We start from the raw sequence: 17,658 nt of genomic DNA, 5'->3' as shown, positions 1-17,658 counted from the left end.
TGTGAGTGACTAAATGATTTTGGTTACGGGCGGGGCGGGTTTTATCGGCTCCAACTTCGTGCTGGACTGGTTGCGCGATCTGGGCGAGCCGGTGCTCAACTTGGACAAGCTCACCTACGCCGGCAACCTGGAAAACCTGGCCTCGCTGAAAGGCGACCCCCGGCACATCTTCGTGCAGGGCGATATCGGCGACCGCGCCCTGGTCGAGCGGCTGTTGCGGGAGCACCGGCCGCGCGCCATCGTCAACTTCGCCGCCGAATCGCATGTCGACCGCTCCATCCACGGCCCCGAGGACTTCATCCAGACCAATGTGGTCGGCAGCTTCCATCTCCTGGAAGAGGCACGCGGCTACTGGCAAGGCCTGCCGGAAAGGGAGCGCCTTGATTTCCGCTTTCTGCACGTCTCCACCGACGAGGTCTACGGTTCGCTCGGTCCGGGCGATCCGCCCTTCACCGAGACCACACCCTACGCCCCGAACAGCCCCTACTCGGCCTCGAAGGCGGCCTCGGACCACCTGGTGCGGGCCTATCATCACACCTACGGCCTGCCCACGCTGACCACCAACTGCTCCAACAACTACGGGCCGTATCAGTTTCCGGAAAAGCTGATCCCGCTCATGATCCTCAATGCGGTACAGGGCAAGCCCTTGCCGATCTACGGGGACGGCCTGAACGTGCGCGACTGGCTCTATGTCGGCGACCATTGCACGGCGATCCGCGCGGTCTTGGCCCGCGGCCGGGTGGGGCAGACCTACAACATCGGCGGCTGGAACGAGAAGCCGAACATCGAGATCGTGAAAACGGTCTGCGACCTGCTCGATGAACTGCGGCCCGACCCGGCCGGCCCGCACGCGCGGCTGTTGACCTATGTGCAGGACCGGCCGGGCCACGACCGGCGCTACGCCATCGACGCCCGCAAGATCGAGCGCGAATTGGGCTGGCGCCCGGCCGAGACCTTCGACACCGGCATCCGCAAGACCGTGCGCTGGTATCTCGACAACGTGGCCTGGGTCGAGCACGTGGCCAGCGGCGAGTATCGGCACTGGCTGGAGCAGAACTATAAGGCGAGGGGGGCGGTATGAGAAAGGGCATCATCCTGGCCGGCGGCTCCGGCACCCGGCTCTACCCGGTGACCCACGCGGTGTGCAAGCAGCTGCTGCCGGTCTACGACAAGCCGATGATCTACTATCCGCTGTCGGCCCTGATGCTGGCGGGCATCCGCGACATCCTGATCATCTCCACCCCGGACGATACCCCGCGCTTCGAGCGCATGCTGGGCGACGGCAGTCAGTGGGGGCTCAACCTCTATTACACGGTGCAGGCCGCGCCCGAAGGCCTGGCCCAGGCCTTCATCCTGGGCGAGGGCTTTCTCGACGGCAGCCCCAGCGCCCTGGTGCTGGGCGACAACATCTTCTACGGCCACGACCTGGCCCAGGACCTGCACCAGGCCACGACCAGGCAGCGCGGGGCGACGGTGTTCGCCTATCCGGTTCATGATCCCGAGCGCTACGGCGTGGTCGAGTTCGACGGCCAGGGTCACGCGGTCAGCATCGAGGAGAAGCCGGCCCGGCCGAAATCGCGCTACGCCGTGACCGGGCTCTATTTCTACGACGACCGCGTGGTCGACATCGCCAAGGGCCTGAAGCCCTCGCCACGCGGCGAACTGGAGATCACCGACGTCAATCGCCAATACCTCGAATGGGGCGAACTCGAGGTCTCGGTCATGGGCCGCGGCCACGCCTGGCTCGACACCGGCACCCACGAATCCCTGCTGGAGGCGGCGCAGTTCATCCAGACCATCGAGCGGCGTCAGGGCCTGAAGATCGCCTGCCCGGAGGAGATCGCCTATCGCCAGGGCTATATCACGGCCGAGCAGGTCGAGCGCCTGGCCGAACCCTTGAAGAAGAATGCCTATGGCCAGTATCTGCTGGCCATGCTCAACGACAAGGTTTTCTAGTGAAGGTCATTCCCAGCGGCATTCCCGAAGTGTTGCTGCTCGAACCCAAGGTGTTCGGCGACGAGCGCGGCTTCTTCATGGAGAGCTACAACAAGCGGGTGCTGGCTGAGTTCGGCATTACCCATGACTTCGTCCAGGACAACCATTCCCGTTCGGCCAGGGGCGTGCTGCGCGGCCTGCATTATCAGGTGCAGCAGCCCCAGGGCAAGCTGGTGCGGGTGGTGACCGGCCGCGTATTCGACGTGGCGGTCGATCTGCGCCAAAGCTCACCCCATTTCGGCCGCTGGGTCGGCTTCGAGCTGTCGGCCGAGAACAAGCGCCTGGCCTGGATTCCCCCCGGTTTTGCCCACGGCTTTCTGGTCCTGTCCGAGTCGGCCGATTTCCTCTACAAGGCCACCGACTACTACGCGCCGGAACACGAGCGCTGCGTGCTTTGGAACGACCCGGCCATCGGCATCACCTGGCCCCTGGATGGCGAGCCGCTGCTCTCCGCCAAGGACCGCGCCGGCAAGCCCTTGCGGGACGCCGAGGTCTACCCGTGAGCCTGCGCATCCTGCTCACCGGCGTGACCGGTCAGGTCGGCTGGGAGCTGCAGCGCAGCCTGGCCTGCCTGGGCGAGGTGCGGGCGCCGGGCCGGCAGGCGCTTGATCTGACGCAGCCCGATTCGATCCGCCGAGCCGTGCGCGACTGGCGGCCCGAACTCATCGTCAACCCGGCGGCCCACACCGCGGTGGACCGGGCCGAAGCCGAACCCGATCTGGCCGCCGCGATCAATGCCGTCGCCCCCGGCATCCTGGCCGAAGAGGCGGCCAAACTGGGTGCGCTGCTGGTGCATTACTCCACCGATTACGTGTTCGACGGCGGCAAGGCTACGCCCTATGTCGAAGACGACGCGGCCAACCCGCAGAACGTCTATGGCCGCACCAAACTGGCCGGGGAAGAGGCGGTGCGGGCAAACAACCCGAAACACCTCATCCTGCGCACCAGCTGGGTCTACGGCCGGCGCGGCGGCAACTTCCTGCGCACCATGCAGCGCCTGATGCGCGAGCGGCCGGAACTCAGGATCGTCGCCGACCAGATCGGCTCCCCGACCTGGAGCCGGCTCATCGCCGAGGCGACCGGGCAGATGCTGGCGCAGTGCCTCGGCCCCAACCGGCGGCCGGGCTTTGTGCCCTGGGGCACTTATCACCTCACCTGCGCCGGGGCGACCTCCTGGCATGGCTTCGCCCAAGCCATCGCCGAACTGGACCGGATCGAGCCGGCGCCGCGGCTCATACCGATCCCGAGCGCCGACTACCCGACTCCGGCAAAGCGCCCGCTCAATTCCCGCCTGTCGAACGCCAGGCTGGCCGCGACCTTCGGTCTTGCGCTGCCCGACTGGCGCCGGGCCCTGGAACTCTGTCTGGGGGAGTGAGATGTCCAAGCGCGTTTCCGGCCCGCCGCGCCGCCCGCGCAACCCGGTGGCCAAGGCGGTGCGTAGCCCGGCCTTTCGCATGCAAGTGGTGCCGGATAAGCGCAAGAAATGGCCTAAACACCCCGCGCAGGATGAGATCGCTTCGGCCTCGAGCGAGGATGAAAAGCGTCGAATCGAAGACGATGCGGACGCTGAAGATTGATCAATAAATATTTGTTTAATAAAAACAAAAACTAGCAACTTCAGGTGTTTTCTCAGACGGCTCGTGCGACTGAATAGCGGTAGAATGCTGCCTGAAAAGAACACCGTAGCGAGACCGTCCCCAGCATGACCCAGCCCCAGTTCGCCCACCTGCGCCTGCACAGCGAGTACTCCATCCAGGACGGCTTGCTGCGCATCGGCGAGGCGGTGCAGCAGGCGAAGGCGGATGCCATGCCGGCCCTGGCCCTGACCGATCTGGCCAATGTGTTCGGCCTGGTCAAGTTCTATTCCGCCGCGCGCAAGGCCGGGGTGAAGCCGGTCTGCGGCTGCGACATCTGGGTGGCGGAGCCTGGGCAGATCGACAAGCCCAACCGCCTGTTGCTGCTGGTCCAGCAGCGCGAGGGCTATCGCCGGCTGTGCGAGCTTTTGACCCGGGCCTATCGCGACAACCTGCACCGCGGCCGTGCCATCGTCGACCCGCGCTGGTTCGACGAGCTGGGCACCGAGGGCCTGATCGCCCTGTCCGGCGCCCACCTGGGCGATGTCGGCCAGGCCCTGCTCAACGAGGCTCAGGGCCAGGCGCGCAAGCTGGCCCGGCACTGGGCGAAGCGGTTCCCCGAGCGCTATTACCTGGAGATCCAGCGCGACGGCCGGGCAGAGGCCGAGCCGCATCTGGTGCGGGCGGTGGAGCTGGCGGCCGAGCTCGGTCTGCCCGTGGTCGCCACCCATCCGGTCCAATTCCTCAAGCGCGACGACTACAAGGCGCACGAGGCACGGGTCTGCATCGCCGAGGGCGCGATCCTGGCCGACCGCCGGCGGCCACGCCTGTTCACCGAAGAGGACTATTTCAAGAGCCAGGCCGAGATGGCCGAACTGTTCGCCGACCTGCCCGAGGCCCTGGCCAACAGCGTGGAAATCGCCCGTCGCTGCAACCTGACCCTGGAGCTGGGCAAGAACAAACTGCCGCTGTTCCCGACGCCTGAGGGGATGACCCTGGACGATTACCTGCGGCAGCGTTCGCAGGAGGGTCTGGCCCAGCGCCTGGAACTGCTTTATCCCGACCCGGTCAAGCGTGCTGAAGTCCTGCCCGGCTATCAGGAACGGCTGGAGTTCGAGCTGGGCACCATCATCCAGATGGGCTTTCCCGGCTACTTCCTGATCGTGGCCGACTTCATCAACTGGGCCAAGCACAACGGCGTGCCGGTCGGGCCGGGCCGGGGATCCGGCGCCGGCTCCCTGGTCGCCTATTGCCTGGGCATCACCGACCTCGACCCCACCCGCTACGACCTGCTGTTCGAGCGCTTCCTCAACCCCGAGCGGGTGTCCATGCCCGACTTCGACGTCGACTTCTGCCAGGACGGCCGCGACCGGGTGATCCAGTACGTGCGCGACAAGTACGGTCACGACGCGGTGTCCCAGATCGCCACCTTCGGCACCCTGGGCTCCAAGTCGGTGATCCGCGATGTCGGCCGCGTGCTCGACATGCCCTACAACTTCTGCGACACGCTGTCCAAACTGGTGCCGATCGAGGGCGTCAAGCCGGTGCCCTTGGCCCGCGCGCTGGAGCAGGAACCGCAGCTCAAGGAGAAATACGAGGCCGAGGAGGACGTGAAGGAGCTGTTCGAGCTGGCCTTCAGCCTGGAAGACCTGACCCGCAACGTCGGCATGCACGCCGGCGGCGTGCTGATCGCGCCGGGCAAGCTGACCGATTTCTGTCCGCTCTACCGGGCCGAGGGTTCGGAGGCCATGGTCTCCCAGTTCGACAAGGACGACGTGGAGAAGGCCGGCCTGGTGAAGTTCGACTTCCTTGGTCTGCGCACGCTGACCATCATCGACTGGGCGGTGCGCTACATCAAACGCCTGCACCCCGAAGTCGACCTGCGCATGGAAACCCTGCCGCTGGACGACGCGGCCACCTACAAGCTGCTCAAGGCCTGCAACACCACGGCCGTGTTCCAGCTCGAATCACGCGGCATGAAGGACCTGATCCGGCGCCTGCAGCCGGACTGCTTCGAGGACCTGATCGCGCTGGTCGCCCTGTTCCGTCCGGGCCCGCTGGAATCCGGCATGGTGGACGACTTCATCAACCGCAAGCACGGCCGGGCCGAGCTCTCTTATCTGCATCCCATGCTGGAAGGCGTGCTGAAACCGACCTACGGCGTCATCGTCTACCAGGAACAGGTGATGCAGATCGCCCAGATCATGGGTGGCTACACCCTGGGCGCCGCCGACCTCTTGCGCCGGGCCATGGGCAAAAAGAAGCCGGAGGAGATGGCCCAGCACCGCGGCATCTTCGTCGAGGGCGCGGTGAAGAAGGGCGTCGAAGCGGCGCAGGCCGAATACATCTTCGACCTGATGGAGAAATTCGCCGGCTACGGCTTCAACAAGTCGCACTCGGCCGCCTATGCGCTGGTCTCCTATCAGACCGCCTGGCTCAAGACCCATTACCCTGCGGCCTTCGCCGCCGCCACCCTGTCGGCCGACATGGACGCCACCGACAAGGTGCGCAACTTCTATGAGGACGCCATCGCCAACGGCCTGGAGGTGCTGGCGCCCGACATCAACCTGTCCGACCACCGCTTCGTGCCGATCGACGCCAAGCGCATCCGCTACGGCCTGGGCGCGGTCAAGGGCACCGGCGAGGCGGCTATCGCCGCCATCATCCAGGCGCGCGAGGCGGGCGGCCAGTTTTCCGACCTGTTCGACTTCTGCCGCCGGGTCGACCGCCGCATCGTCAACCGCCGGGTGATCGAGGCCCTGGTTCGGGCCGGCGCCTTCGATGCGCTCAACCCCAACCGGGCGCAGCTGTTCAACGCGGTCGGCCTGGCCATGGAGTGGGGCGACACCATGCAGCGCAACGCCGTGCAGGACAGCCTGTTCGGCGAGGCGATGAGCGAGGCGCCGCCAGCGTTGCCGGAACTGGCGGAATGGTCGCTCAAGGAAAAGCTGGTGCAGGAAAAGGCCGCGCTCGGCTTCTATTTCAGCGGCCATCCCTTCGATGCCTATCGCCAGGATCTGGCCGGCATCATCGACAAGGGCCTGAACCAGCTCACCCCGCAACAGCAGCCGGTGTGGCTGGCCGGCGTGGTCATGGCGGTGAACACCCGCATGACCCGGCGCGGCAAGATGGCCTCGGTGCTGCTGGACGATGGTGCCGGCCAGGTCGACGTCGCCGTGTTCAACGAGAAGTTCGAGGCGCGGCGCGATCTTTTGAAAGAGGACGCCCTGCTCATCGTGCAGGGCAAGGTCAGCCACGACGACTACTCCGGCGGCCTGCGGGTGACGGCCGATGAGTTGTACGACTTGGAAGGTGCCCGTAGCAAACATGCCGACCGCCTGCGCCTGTCCATGAACGGCGAGGCCGACGCCGACCGCCTGCGCCGCCTGCTCCAACCCTACCGCCAGTCGGCGGCAGGCACCGGTTGCCCGGTCGCCGTCCACTATCGCAACGGCGACGCGCAATGCGTCATCGAACTGGGCGACGGCTGGCGGGTGCGCCTGAGCAACGAGTTGCTCGACGAGTTGCGCCACTGGTTGCGGCCGGAGAACGTCCGCATCAACTATCAGCGTCCCCGCGCGGCCTGACTGGTACATCACTACCAGGCAGGCTGTTGCTTTCCTGTATTCTTTTTTATAAACAATCATATACGCTAATTTTGTTGGGCCGGGCTGTCGTTTTCCGGTGCTATGTCGTTTCTTGCACAGCAAAAAAAGCTTGCGCAGCTTTTCATAATATTAGAGAATTCTAATAACACTGATGCCGACGCTACTCCCTTAGCGTCATCAGTGTTGTCTCCTCCATCCTCCTCCTTTGGTGGATTTCTAAGCCCGGTCCCTGACCGGGCTTTTTTTTTGTTCTGCAGCCGGGGTTACAATGCAGGCGTTATCACGCGCGCCGAGACTATGAGCCATACCCGCTGGTACGTCCGCAGGAACAACAAGGTAGTCGGTCCCTTTCCCCAGCCGCAGATCGAGGAATATCTCTCCAGCGGCAAACTTCTACGCAGCGATGAGATCAGCCACGATCGGGAGACCTGGATCAGCATCGATCAATGCGGCCATTTCCCCCAGACGCCCAAGCCGGCGCCGGCCTCAACCCATGGCCATCACCGCTGGTATATCCGCAAGCACGGCAAGGTGGCCGGCCCCTTCCCCCAGGCCCAGATCGCCGAATATCTCGTGCTCGGCCGCCTGGTGCGCAGCGATGAGATCAGCCTGGATCGCGAGACTTGGGTGAGCGTGCAGGACAGCGGCTATTTCCCGGAGGGTGCGGGCCAGATTCAGGTCTGCGAGTCGGAAGAAGAGGGCGCCTGGCTCTCGGAGCGCGCGCAGGCCCGCCACCGCTGGCTGGACGAGCGGCTGTATGCCGATACCGACGCCGCTGCGGAACGCCGACAGGCAGAACCCGAGCCCTTGCAGGCCCTGCGCCACGATCATCAGGTGACCAAGCAGATGATCCTGGCAGAGCGCCGGCAAGGTCCCAAGTTGTGGGTCGGCTTGTTGGTCTTCCTCAGCCTCGCTGCTGCTGCTGCTGGCATCTGGTATGGCCAGGGTGATGGCGTGGTGCTGGTCAAGGCTACGGTGGGGCCGCCCGATTGCAATGCTAGCGGGCCAGGGGTGAACTGGAGCGGCTGCACCAAGGTGGCGGCAAATCTGCAAGGCGCAAAGCTTAGGCACAGCAAGCTGGTCGGTACCAAGCTGGACGAGGCGGATATTCGGATTGCCGATCTCAGCTTGGCCGACTTGAGTCGCGCCAGTCTGCGGGCGGCCAATCTGGAGGGGGCCGGCCTGCGGGCCGCCGATCTCACCGGTGCCGATCTGACCGGCGCCAATCTGGCAGCGACCGATCTGAGCTATGCCACCTTCACCGGCGCCAAACTCGATGGCGTGCGGCTGGATGGCGCCCGCCTCGACAAGGCAGCCTGGATCGACGGCCGCATCTGTGCCGAGGGATCGGTCGGCGCATGTCGGTGAAGGCCATCCACTCGCGCGATAACGCTGAATTCCGTTTCCTGAAGAACTTGGCCGAAGAGGCGAGGGCACGGCGCGAGGCCGGGCTGACCCTGCTCGACGGTTGGCACCTGATCGAGGCGGCGCTGCAGGCCGGGCTGAAGCCGGAGAAGCTGATCTTGACGGAAGGGGTGGTAATGCCTGCTGGCGCGCAAGCCCTGCTGGAGACCCTGCCGGTCTTGAGCCTGAGTGAAGCCCTGATGCGCGCGCTGGCGCCGGTGAAGACGCCGACCGGGCTGATGGCACTGCTGCGCATCCCGCAGCCGGCCAAGACGAGGCGTGAATTCGCCATCCTGCTGGAAGACATCCAGGATCCCGGCAATCTCGGTGCCGTGTTGCGTTCGGCGGCGGCGGCGGGGGTGCAGGTTGTCTATCTGTCGAAGGGCTGCACCGATGCCTGGTCGCCCAAGGCATTGCGCGGCGGTCAGGGCGCGCAGTTTCAGCTGGCCATTGTCGAAGGGGCCGATCTGGCCGAGGTGGCGGCGGAATTTCCCGGCGGCGTGTATGCCGCCGTGCTCGGCGCCGAGGCCGCGCTGTATCAATTGGAGCTGACCGGTGCCGTGGCCTTTGCCTTCGGCAACGAGGGCGCTGGCTTGAGTCGATCATTGCAGGCCTGCTGCCAGCCTTTCAGCATCCCCATGCCAGGGCGGGTGGAGTCGCTCAATGTTGCCACCGCCGCCGCGGTCTGCCTGTTCGAACGGGTCAGGCAGACCGCCTATGCCGGTTCAGGCGGTCGCCAATGATTGCTTGAGCAGGGCGGCGATCTCTTCCACCGAGCGCTGGGTGGTTTCGATGATGGGAATCTGGGCAGCTCGCAGCATGCGCTCGGCCGCCTGCAGCTCCGCCTGACAATTGGGCAAGCTGGCATATCGGCTGTCCGGTCGGCGTTCCGCCCGGATCTGCGCCAGTCGCTCGGCCGACAGGCTCAGTCCGCGCAGCTTCGAACGGTACGTCCGCAAGCATTCCGGCAACTCCGTCCTTTCCAGGTCCTCCGGCGTCAACGGGTAATTGGCTACGCGCAGGCCGTATTGCATGGCCATGTAGAGCGAGGTCGGCGTCTTGCCACTGCGCGACACTCCGACCAGGATCAGGTCGGCTTGGCCGTAGCGCTCGGTGGCCAGGCCGTCGTCGGCGGCGAGGGCATAGTTCACCGCATCCATCCGCGCGCGGTATTGCCCTGCGTCGCTCATGCCATGGGCCAGACCCAGGGCAGGGGTGGCCGGGCAGCCCAACTCGGTTTCCAGCGCCTGCAGAAAACAGGGGAAGATATCCAGGAACAGGCTGTCGGTCTGGGCGATGAGGTGGCGCAATTCCGGTTCGGCCAGGGTAGAGATCACCAGGGGGCGCAAGTGGCTGCGCGCGCGTTCCGCCTCGATGCGGCGAACGGCGATTTCGGCTTTTTCTTGGCTGTCGATGAAGGGTAGACTGACGAAAGTGAATGCCTGACCGGGGAACTGCGACAGCAGGCTCTTGCCGATGAGTTCGGCGGTGATCCCCGTGTGGTCGGAGACGAAGAAGACCGGGCGCGAATCGCTCATGGATGCGGTGTTTGGCAGGGGTTGAAATGGACTATATCTTGCGTTTTCATGAACTGTCCATGCGCGACGTGGACAAGGTCGGCGGCAAGAACGCCTCGCTCGGCGAGATGATCCGCAACCTGCGGCAGGAAGGGGTGCGGGTGCCGGACGGCTTCGCCACCACGGCCGATGCCTTCCGCGAACTCCTGGCCCGGGACGGCCTGGACCGGCGGATCGTCGAGCGCCTGGCGGGTCTGGACGTGGCCGACGTGCAGGCCTTGGCTCGCTGCGGCAAGGAGATTCGGCAATGGATCGTGAAGACGCCTTTGCCAGCCGGGTTGGAGCGTGCGATTCGTGCGGCGCACGCGGAGCTGTGCCGGGAAGCCGGGGGCGATGTCGCCTTCGCCGTGCGTTCCTCGGCCACCGCCGAAGACCTGCCGGACGCCTCCTTCGCCGGCCAGCAGGAGACCTATCTCAACATCCGCGGCATCGACAACCTGCTCGATGCGGTCAAGCGCTGCTTCGCCTCGCTCTACAACGATCGCGCCATCGCCTACCGGGTGCATCACGGCTTCGAGCATGGCCAGGTCGCGCTGTCGGCCGGCATTCAGCGCATGGTGCGCTCGGACAGCGGGGCGGCCGGCGTGATGTTCACCCTCGATACCGAATCCGGCTTCCCTGACGTGGTGTTCATCAATGCCGCCTACGGCCTGGGCGAGACCGTGGTGCAGGGCTCGGTCAATCCGGACGAGTATTACGTGCACAAGCCCGGCCTGGCCGCGGGCAGGCAGGCGGTGATTCGCAGGAAGCTGGGCGAAAAGGCGATCCGCATGGTCTTCAGCGATGAGGTGCGGGCCGAGGTCTCGACCCGCATCGAGCCGGTGCCCGAGGCTTTGCGTCACCGCTTCGCCCTGAGCGAGGCGGAGATCCTCGAGCTGGCGCGCTATGCCGTGGCCATCGAGAGGCACTATGGCCGGCCGATGGACATCGAATGGGGCCGCGACGGCATCGACGGCCGGCTCTACATCCTGCAGGCTCGGCCGGAGACGGTGAAGTCGCGCGCGGGCCGGGTGCTGGAGCGCTATCAGCTGCAGGAGCGCGGGCCGGTGCTGGCCGAAGGCCGGGCGATCGGGGCCAGGATCGGCCAGGGCCGGGCCTTGGTGGTGCGCAGCGCGGCGGACATGCACCTGGTGCAGGACGGCGATGTCCTGGTCACCGAGATGACCGACCCCGACTGGGAACCGGTGATGAAGCGGGCCTCGGCCATCGTCACCGACCGCGGCGGCCGCACCTGCCATGCCGCCATCGTCGCGCGCGAGCTCGGGGTGCCGGCCGTGGTCGGCACGGGCGATGCCACGGCCAAGGTCAAGACCGGCCAGACGGTGACCGTGTCCTGCGCCGAGGGCGAGGATGGCCGGGTTTATGAAGGCCTGTTGAAATTCCAGCACAGCGTCATCGAACTGTCGGCCATGCCCGAGCTGCCGGTGAAGATCATGATGAACGTCGGCAATCCGGAGCAGGCCTTCCAATTCGCCATGCTGCCGCATGAGGGGGTGGGCCTGGCCCGACTCGAATTCATCATCAACACCGCCATCGGCATTCACCCCAATGCGGCGCTGGACTATCCCAGGCTGCCGGACGAGGTGCGGGGCGAGATCGAGCGGCGCATGCGCGGCCATGAAGATCCGATCGACTTCTACGTCGGCAAGCTGGCCGAGGGCGTGGCCACCATCGCCGCCGCCTTCTGGCCCAAGCGGGTGATCGTACGGATGTCGGACTTCAAGTCCAACGAATATGCCAATCTGATCGGCGGCAGGCTGTACGAACCGACCGAGGAAAACCCCATGCTCGGCTTCCGCGGCGCCGGTCGCTACGCTCATCCCTCGTTCCGCCGCGCCTTCGAGCTCGAATGCCGGGCCATCCGCCGGGTGCGCGAGGAGATGGGCCTGTCCAATGTCGAGGTCATGCTGCCCTTCGTCCGCACTCTGGAAGACGCCGACGCCGCCCTGGCCGTGCTGGCCGAGAACGGCCTCAAGCGCGGCGAGCAGGGGCTCAAGGTGGTGATGATGTGCGAGATACCATCCAACGTGCTGCTGGCCGAGCAATTCCTCCAGCGCTTCGACGGCTTCTCCATCGGTTCCAACGATCTGACCCAACTCACCCTCGGGGTCGACCGCGATTCCAGCCTGGTCGCGTCCGCTTTCGACGAGCGCAATCCGGCGGTGAAGAAACTGCTCGCCGAGGCGATCGCCGCCTGCAAGCGCCAGGGAAAATACGTCGGCATCTGCGGCCAGGGGCCGTCGGATCACCCGGATCTGGCCGAGTGGCTGGTGCAGCAGGGGATCGACAGCCTGTCGCTGAATCCGGATACGGTGGTCAACACCTGGCTCAGGCTGGCGGGGCGTGAGGCGTGAGGAGTGAGGAGGGAGGAGTGAGGAGTGAGGAGTGAGGAGTGAGGAGGGAGGAGGGAGGAGGGAGGAGGGAGGAGGGAGGAGGGAGGAGGGAGGAGGCGCTACGCGCTTCGCCTCACGCCTTCACCTTGGCCAGGCCGCGTGCGGCCTGCAGGCAGAGCATCTTGAAGTCGGTATAGATCAGGGCATCCAGGCCGCATACGCCGTGGCCACGGTCGGCATAGATCAGGCCCAGCGGCTTGTCGCCGGCATAAAGCGACATCGCATAAAAATCGCCGACGCCGATCATTTCGCGCAGATTCGGCTGGACCAGGGGCCAGAGCCGCTCGCGATTGTCGGCGTTGATCCAGATGCCCTGCATCCTGCTCATCAACTGGCCGAACAGGTCCTTGCCGCCGAGGTTGAATTCGAAATGGCGCAATGGGTCTTCGTGGGCGATGCCCAGGGTGAAGCGCGATTTCACCCGCTTGCCGTCTGGCGTGATCATGGCGAACAGGATGCGCGAGAGCCCCAGGCCGGTATGCAGGCCGCGCAGGATCTGGGCGCTCATCTGCGCCAGCGTGAGTGTGCCATCCTGGTGGCTCTCGATCGCCTTGAGGCTCTCCCGGAATACCTGCTTGTCGGGCATGGGACAGGCCTCGTGGTTTTCCTCTTCCTCCGGTTCCGGCGGCCACGTCCCAGGTAGCATGGGGAGCCAGCGCGCGGCCGGCAGGGCGGGGACCCAGCCGTTGGCGCGTGCGGCATGGACGGCATTGTTGTGGACGATGCCGGCGACCTTTTCGGCCGGTATGGACAGCAGTTCGCCCAAGGCCTCGTATTCCGCAGGCAGCGACTCCGACCACCAGCCATCCTCGGCACTGCGGCTGATGGCCAGAGCCGTGCGCAGCATGGTTTGACGCGGCTTGGCCGGAATGGTCGCGGTGAGCATCTCGCGGGTCATGACCGGTACGTGCCAGGCCTGCAATATAGTTTGCTGCAGCTGCTGGATGCTGCCGCCCAAGACCTCCTGCTCCGCTTCGGCCTGTTTGCGTCGCAGCTTCCGCAGCTTGAGCGCGGTCTCCGGTGTCAGCACCCAGAGCAGCAGCTCACTGATTTCGCCAAGCAGGGCCGCCACCTGTACCTCCTCGGCCCGGATGTCGATGTGCAGAACAGCAAAGTCCCGGGCTTGCCAAGTGGCGTGCAGACAGCGCTGCAACTGGACATACGCACCCTGCAGGGCGCGGGGTTGATTGCTCAGGGCATCCTCGACGGTTTTCAGGCCCTGGTATTTCTCGAAGAAGACGCTGACGCCGAGCATCATCAGGGCATGGTCGACGGTGGTGATCTCAGTGTCGAAATGTCGCGACTTGCGGTTATTCGCATCATGGATGATGCGCAGGGTCATCAGCGGGTCGTTCAGGATCACGGCCGCGATGTCGCCGGTCTTGATCCCTTCGCCCCGGCGGGCGAGCAGGGCCAAGCGCTGTTCGGTCTGGCGGAAGACCGGCAGGTCGGTAGGTCCGAGGAGCTCGAGCCACTGCTTGGGCGTCATGACAGCCGCCAGATCAAGAGGCGACCGCGGTGGAGGTCGTCGAGTTCGACCTCGGCATCGGGCGGCACGCCGGGCACGGCGAAGGAATTGCTGATGAACAGGCTGCCCGGCTTCATTTCCCGGCGCGTCTTGTCCCAGAGCCGGGCCATGGGTTCGGGCGAAAGAAAGGCATAGACCACGTCATAGCTGGAGAGGTCGGTCTGCCATAGGTCGCCGAAGCGAATGTCGGCACGGCGACCAAGGCGTAGCCGGCTGAGCAGCCAGAGCAACGGGGCCGATTCGATGCCGCTCAGTTTGAGATCGGGGCGGGCCTGGGCGAGATGCGCCAGCAGGCCGCCCAGACCGCTGCCGACGTCGAGCAGTTGCAGGCCAGGCTGGGCGGGCAGCAGCCGGGTGAGTTCAGCCTTGGCCCGCTGGCTCGAGAGATACAGCGGTACCCGGCTGCGCAGGGCTCCGAACTGGGTGAGCAGGAGCAGGGCGAGGGCGAGGAGATACCAGGCCGGTGCGATGGCCAGTTGCTGGGCGAAGCCGATCAGGGGAAAGAACAATAGATTGATCCAGCGCCACCAGACGGGCAGCCGGGCCAACAGGCTGATAATGCCGGCGGCGAAGCCTTGGATGAGCAGAAGCCCGGGCCAGAATGGCTCGATGAATTGGGCCAGAGCGACGGCGACGATCCAGGCGCACAGATGTACCAAACCCGCCTGAACCGGCAAGGGCAAGTTCAGATAGCGATTGAGCGAGAGATCATGGCTTGATCTTGCCAAATTTTTCCCCGACTTGCTCGGCGGTCAAGGCCTCGATCTGCTGACTTTCCTTGGTGATGGCTTCTTCCGCCTGTTTATTCATCACGATGATGGAAATGCGCCGGTTGACCGGGTCGTTGGGATTCTCCTTGTTGAAGGGGATGGCAGCGGCCAGGCCAACCACGCGGAGGATCTTGCCTTCGGCCAGTCCGCCCAGCAGTAGTTCGCGGCGTGAGGCATTCGCCCGATCGGCCGATAGCTCCCAGTTGCTGTACCCGCGCTGGCCGGAGGCATATTGCACGGCATCGGTATGGCCGGACAGGCTGATCCGGTTGGGCACCTCGTTCAGGGTGCGGCCGATCTCGCGCAGGATGTCGCGGGTATAGGGCTTCATCACGGCGCTGCCGGAATCGAACATCGGCCGGTTCTGGTCGTCGACGATCTGAATGCGCAAACCCTCGGTGGTGATGTCAATCTTCAGCTGTTTCTTGAATTGCTGCAGATTCTGGTTGCTCTCGATCAGCTTCTCCAGCTTTTCCTTTAGTTCGTTCAGGCGGGCGGCTTCCTGGATCTTGTTCTGCTGTGGCGTCTCCGGCTGCTCCGGCTCGCCGCGCTTGACCTCGCCGGCCTTTCGGGTGACGTCCTCGCCACCACCCTTGATGATGCTGGTCTGGTCACCGGCGCCGACGCCGCCTTGCAGGGCGACCTTGAGCGGGGTCTTGAAGTATTCGGAGATGCCGAACAGCTTGGAGGTGTTGACCGAGCCGAGCAGCCACATGAGCAGGAAGAAGGCCATCATTGCCGTGACGAAGTCGGCGTAGGCGATCTTCCAGGCGCCGCCATGCGCGGCATGGCCGGCCTTTTTGATCCGCTTGATGACGATGGGGCGTTGGGTATCGTCAGCCATCTTGCCCGCTCCTTAGGCCGATCACTTGCCCTTGCGTGCCTTGATGTCTTCCTCGAGTTCGAAGAAGCCGGGACGTTCGGCGTGGATTCAAATTCGAAGTGCAATTTTGATTAACTGGAAGGTGGGTCAGAATGCGTGAGCATTTTGCCCCATCAACCGCCAAGTCGAAGTTGCCCAATGAACTACACGCATCTGACCCAGAACGAACGATACCAAATTTACGCCCTCCTCAAAGCCGGCCATACACAGCGCGAGATCGCCCAGTTGCTCGACCGTCACCCTTCCACCATCAGCCGCGAGCTTGCCCGCAACTGCGGATTGCGCGGCTACCGGCCCCGGCAGGCGCAGCGCCTGTCCGAGGCGCGGGCGGCCAATAGCCGCAACGCGCCGCGCATCTTGCCGGAAGTATGGGAGGAAGCCCAAAGACGACTTGCCCTGCAGCACAGTCCCGAGCAGATCGCCGCGCATCTGCCGATCAGCCATGAGGCGATCTACCAGCGCATCTATGCCGACAAGCGAGCCGGCGGCGCGTTGTGGCGCCACCTCCGATGTCAGAAACAGCGCCGCAAACGTTATGCCTCGGGCCGAAGCCTGCGCGGCCATATCCCCGGTCGCAGGCCGATTGCCTTGCGCCCGCAGGCCGTCGAGTCGCGCAGCCTGGTCGGCCATTGGGAGGGTGACACCCTCATCGGCGCTGGCCGCAAACAGGCCATCGTCAACCTCACCGAGCGTAAGTCGGGTTTCTGCCTCTTGGCCCACGTGCGCAACAAGACCAGCGAGGCGGTAAGCGAGGCCATCATCCGCTTGCTTTCACCCTTCAAGGCACGGGTGAAGACGCTCACCTTCGACAATGGCCTGGAGTTCGCCCGCCATGGCGAGATCGACCGGGCACTCGAATCCACGTCCTATTTCGCCGACCCTTATGCCTCCTGGCAACGCGGCACGAACGAGAATACCAACGGCCTCATCCGGCAGTACCTGCCCAAATCCAGGCCCTTTCACACCGTCACCCAGGAGGAACTGGCCATGATCATGGATCGCCTGAACCATCGCCCCAGAAAACGCCTGGGCTGGAAAACCCCGCATCAGGTTTTTATGCAATCATTCAGTCGTGTTGCACTTCGTGGTTGAATCCGCCCGGTGGAGTAGAGCACCTTGCGGCCGAATTCGACGCAGACTTGCGGCGAGAAGCCGTTCAGGCTGGCCAGCAGTACGGTTTTGACGGTCTGCAGTACCTTGGTGGTTTCCTCGACCTTGGTTTCCATGGCGGTGGAGACCGGCGAGACGAAACCGTAGGACAGCAGGATGCCGAGGAAGGTGCCGACCAGGGCGTGGGCGATGAGCACGCCGAGTTCGGTCGGTGGCAGGTGCAGTGATTCCATAGTGTGGACCACGCCCATGACCGCGGCGACGATACCGAAGGCTGGCATGGCATCGGCCATGCGTTGGACGGCGTGGGCCGGGGCCATGGCCTCGTGGTGATGGGTTTCGATCTCATTGTCCATGAGGTTCTCGATTTCCATCGCATTCAGGTTGCCGCCGACCATCAACCGCAGATAGTCGGTGATGAATTCGATCAGATGATGGTCTTTTTGGATGACAGGATATTTGCTGAACAGGGCGCTGTTTTCCGGTTGCTCGACGTCCTGTTCGATGGACATCAAGCCTTCGCGCCGAACCTTGCTCAGGATCTCGAACAGCAAGGCCAGCAGCTCCATATAGAAGGCCTTGGTGTATTTTGAACCCTTGAACACGCCGGGGAAGGAGGCCATGAAGGCCTTCATGCCCTTGCCGCCGTTGGCGGCGACAAAGGCGCCGAGGGCGCCACCGCCGATCATGACCAGCTCCAGCGGTTGGAATAGAGAAGCCAGGTGGCCGCCTGCGGCGGCGAAGCCGCCGAACACGCCGCCCAGGGCGATGATCCAACCAACGATCACCATCATGCTGTGTCACTCCTCTCTTGCA

At 64.6% G+C, this 17,658-nt stretch carries 15 protein-coding genes; 10 read left to right on the top strand and 5 right to left on the bottom strand.

The window, feature by feature from the left end:
* The first annotated feature begins 13 nt into the window (after nt 1-13).
* The 8 genes from rfbB (at nt 14) to EL388_RS07495 (ending at nt 9,324) form a co-directional block, all read left to right on the top strand.
* Nucleotides 14-1,081 carry a dTDP-glucose 4,6-dehydratase gene (rfbB, locus tag EL388_RS07530; RefSeq protein ID WP_126461827.1) on the top strand — a complete coding sequence of 356 codons (1,068 nt, stop codon included), beginning with the start codon at nt 14-16 and terminating at the stop codon, nt 1,079-1,081.
* The gene (rfbA, locus tag EL388_RS07525) at nt 1,078-1,956 is read left to right on the top strand and encodes a glucose-1-phosphate thymidylyltransferase RfbA (protein ID WP_126461824.1); all 879 of its coding nucleotides are present in this window, start codon (nt 1,078-1,080) and stop codon (nt 1,954-1,956) included. The genes rfbB and rfbA overlap by 4 nt, the downstream gene beginning before the upstream one ends.
* Nucleotides 1,956-2,498, top strand: coding sequence for a dTDP-4-dehydrorhamnose 3,5-epimerase (rfbC, locus tag EL388_RS07520; RefSeq protein ID WP_126461821.1), 543 nt, complete (start codon nt 1,956-1,958; stop codon nt 2,496-2,498). The genes rfbA and rfbC overlap by 1 nt, the downstream gene beginning before the upstream one ends.
* Nucleotides 2,499-2,500: 2 nt before the next feature.
* Nucleotides 2,501-3,370 (top strand): dTDP-4-dehydrorhamnose reductase, encoded by an 870-nt coding sequence (rfbD, locus tag EL388_RS07515; RefSeq protein WP_197721872.1) that lies wholly within the window; start codon nt 2,501-2,503, stop codon nt 3,368-3,370.
* Between the two features lies 1 nt (nt 3,371).
* Nucleotides 3,372-3,572: a DUF7230 family protein gene (locus EL388_RS07510; RefSeq protein ID WP_126461814.1), complete on the top strand. Its 201-nt coding sequence runs from the start codon at nt 3,372-3,374 to the stop codon at nt 3,570-3,572.
* Nucleotides 3,573-3,697: 125 nt separating this feature from the next.
* Complete coding sequence (gene dnaE / locus EL388_RS07505) at nt 3,698-7,156, top strand: DNA polymerase III subunit alpha (RefSeq protein WP_126461811.1); 3,459 nt, start codon at nt 3,698-3,700, stop codon at nt 7,154-7,156.
* 318 nt (nt 7,157-7,474) lie between these two features.
* A complete protein-coding gene (locus EL388_RS07500; protein ID WP_165919095.1) occupies nt 7,475-8,545 on the top strand; it encodes a pentapeptide repeat-containing protein in 1,071 nt (356 codons plus the stop codon).
* Nucleotides 8,536-9,324: a TrmH family RNA methyltransferase gene (locus EL388_RS07495; RefSeq protein WP_126461805.1), complete on the top strand. Its 789-nt coding sequence runs from the start codon at nt 8,536-8,538 to the stop codon at nt 9,322-9,324. Before EL388_RS07500 ends, EL388_RS07495 begins: the two co-directional genes overlap by 10 nt.
* Here EL388_RS07495 and ppsR read toward each other — a convergent pair.
* Entirely contained in the window at nt 9,307-10,119 is an 813-nt protein-coding gene (gene ppsR / locus EL388_RS07490; RefSeq protein WP_126461801.1) for a posphoenolpyruvate synthetase regulatory kinase/phosphorylase PpsR, read from the bottom strand. The genes EL388_RS07495 and ppsR overlap by 18 nt on opposite strands.
* A gap of 26 nt (nt 10,120-10,145) precedes the next feature.
* Here ppsR and ppsA point away from each other — a divergent pair, with 26 nt between their 5' ends.
* Nucleotides 10,146-12,512, top strand: coding sequence for a phosphoenolpyruvate synthase (gene ppsA / locus EL388_RS07485; protein ID WP_126461798.1), 2,367 nt, complete (start codon nt 10,146-10,148; stop codon nt 12,510-12,512).
* A gap of 112 nt (nt 12,513-12,624) precedes the next feature.
* Here ppsA and EL388_RS07480 read toward each other — a convergent pair whose 3' ends face one another.
* Genes EL388_RS07480 through motB form a run of 3 tightly spaced genes read right to left on the bottom strand, consistent with a single transcriptional unit; the run spans nt 12,625 to nt 15,693 of the window.
* Entirely contained in the window at nt 12,625-14,040 is a 1,416-nt protein-coding gene (locus EL388_RS07480; protein ID WP_126461795.1) for an HDOD domain-containing protein, read from the bottom strand.
* Complete coding sequence (locus EL388_RS07475) at nt 14,037-14,807, bottom strand: class I SAM-dependent methyltransferase (protein ID WP_126461792.1); 771 nt, start codon at nt 14,805-14,807, stop codon at nt 14,037-14,039. The genes EL388_RS07480 and EL388_RS07475 overlap by 4 nt, the downstream gene beginning before the upstream one ends.
* Nucleotides 14,788-15,693 carry a flagellar motor protein MotB gene (motB, locus tag EL388_RS07470; RefSeq protein WP_126461789.1) on the bottom strand — a complete coding sequence of 302 codons (906 nt, stop codon included), beginning with the start codon at nt 15,691-15,693 and terminating at the stop codon, nt 14,788-14,790. Before motB ends, EL388_RS07475 begins: the two co-directional genes overlap by 20 nt.
* Nucleotides 15,694-15,870: 177 nt before the next feature.
* Between motB and EL388_RS07465 the strand changes: the two genes are divergently transcribed.
* Nucleotides 15,871-16,824, top strand: coding sequence for an IS30 family transposase (locus EL388_RS07465; protein WP_126460448.1), 954 nt, complete (start codon nt 15,871-15,873; stop codon nt 16,822-16,824).
* On the opposite strand, the gene motA is transcribed toward EL388_RS07465, so the two are convergent.
* The gene (gene motA, locus EL388_RS07460) at nt 16,779-17,636 is read right to left on the bottom strand and encodes a flagellar motor stator protein MotA (RefSeq protein WP_126461786.1); all 858 of its coding nucleotides are present in this window, start codon (nt 17,634-17,636) and stop codon (nt 16,779-16,781) included. The two genes, EL388_RS07465 and motA, sit on opposite strands and share 46 nt — an antisense overlap.
* Between the last annotated feature and the right edge of the window lie 22 nt (nt 17,637-17,658).

The organism is Sulfuritortus calidifontis (assembly GCF_003967275.1).
Classification (GTDB): Bacteria; Pseudomonadota; Gammaproteobacteria; order Burkholderiales; family Thiobacillaceae; genus Sulfuritortus; species Sulfuritortus calidifontis.
This window is presented reverse-complemented; position numbering and strand designations above follow the sequence as displayed.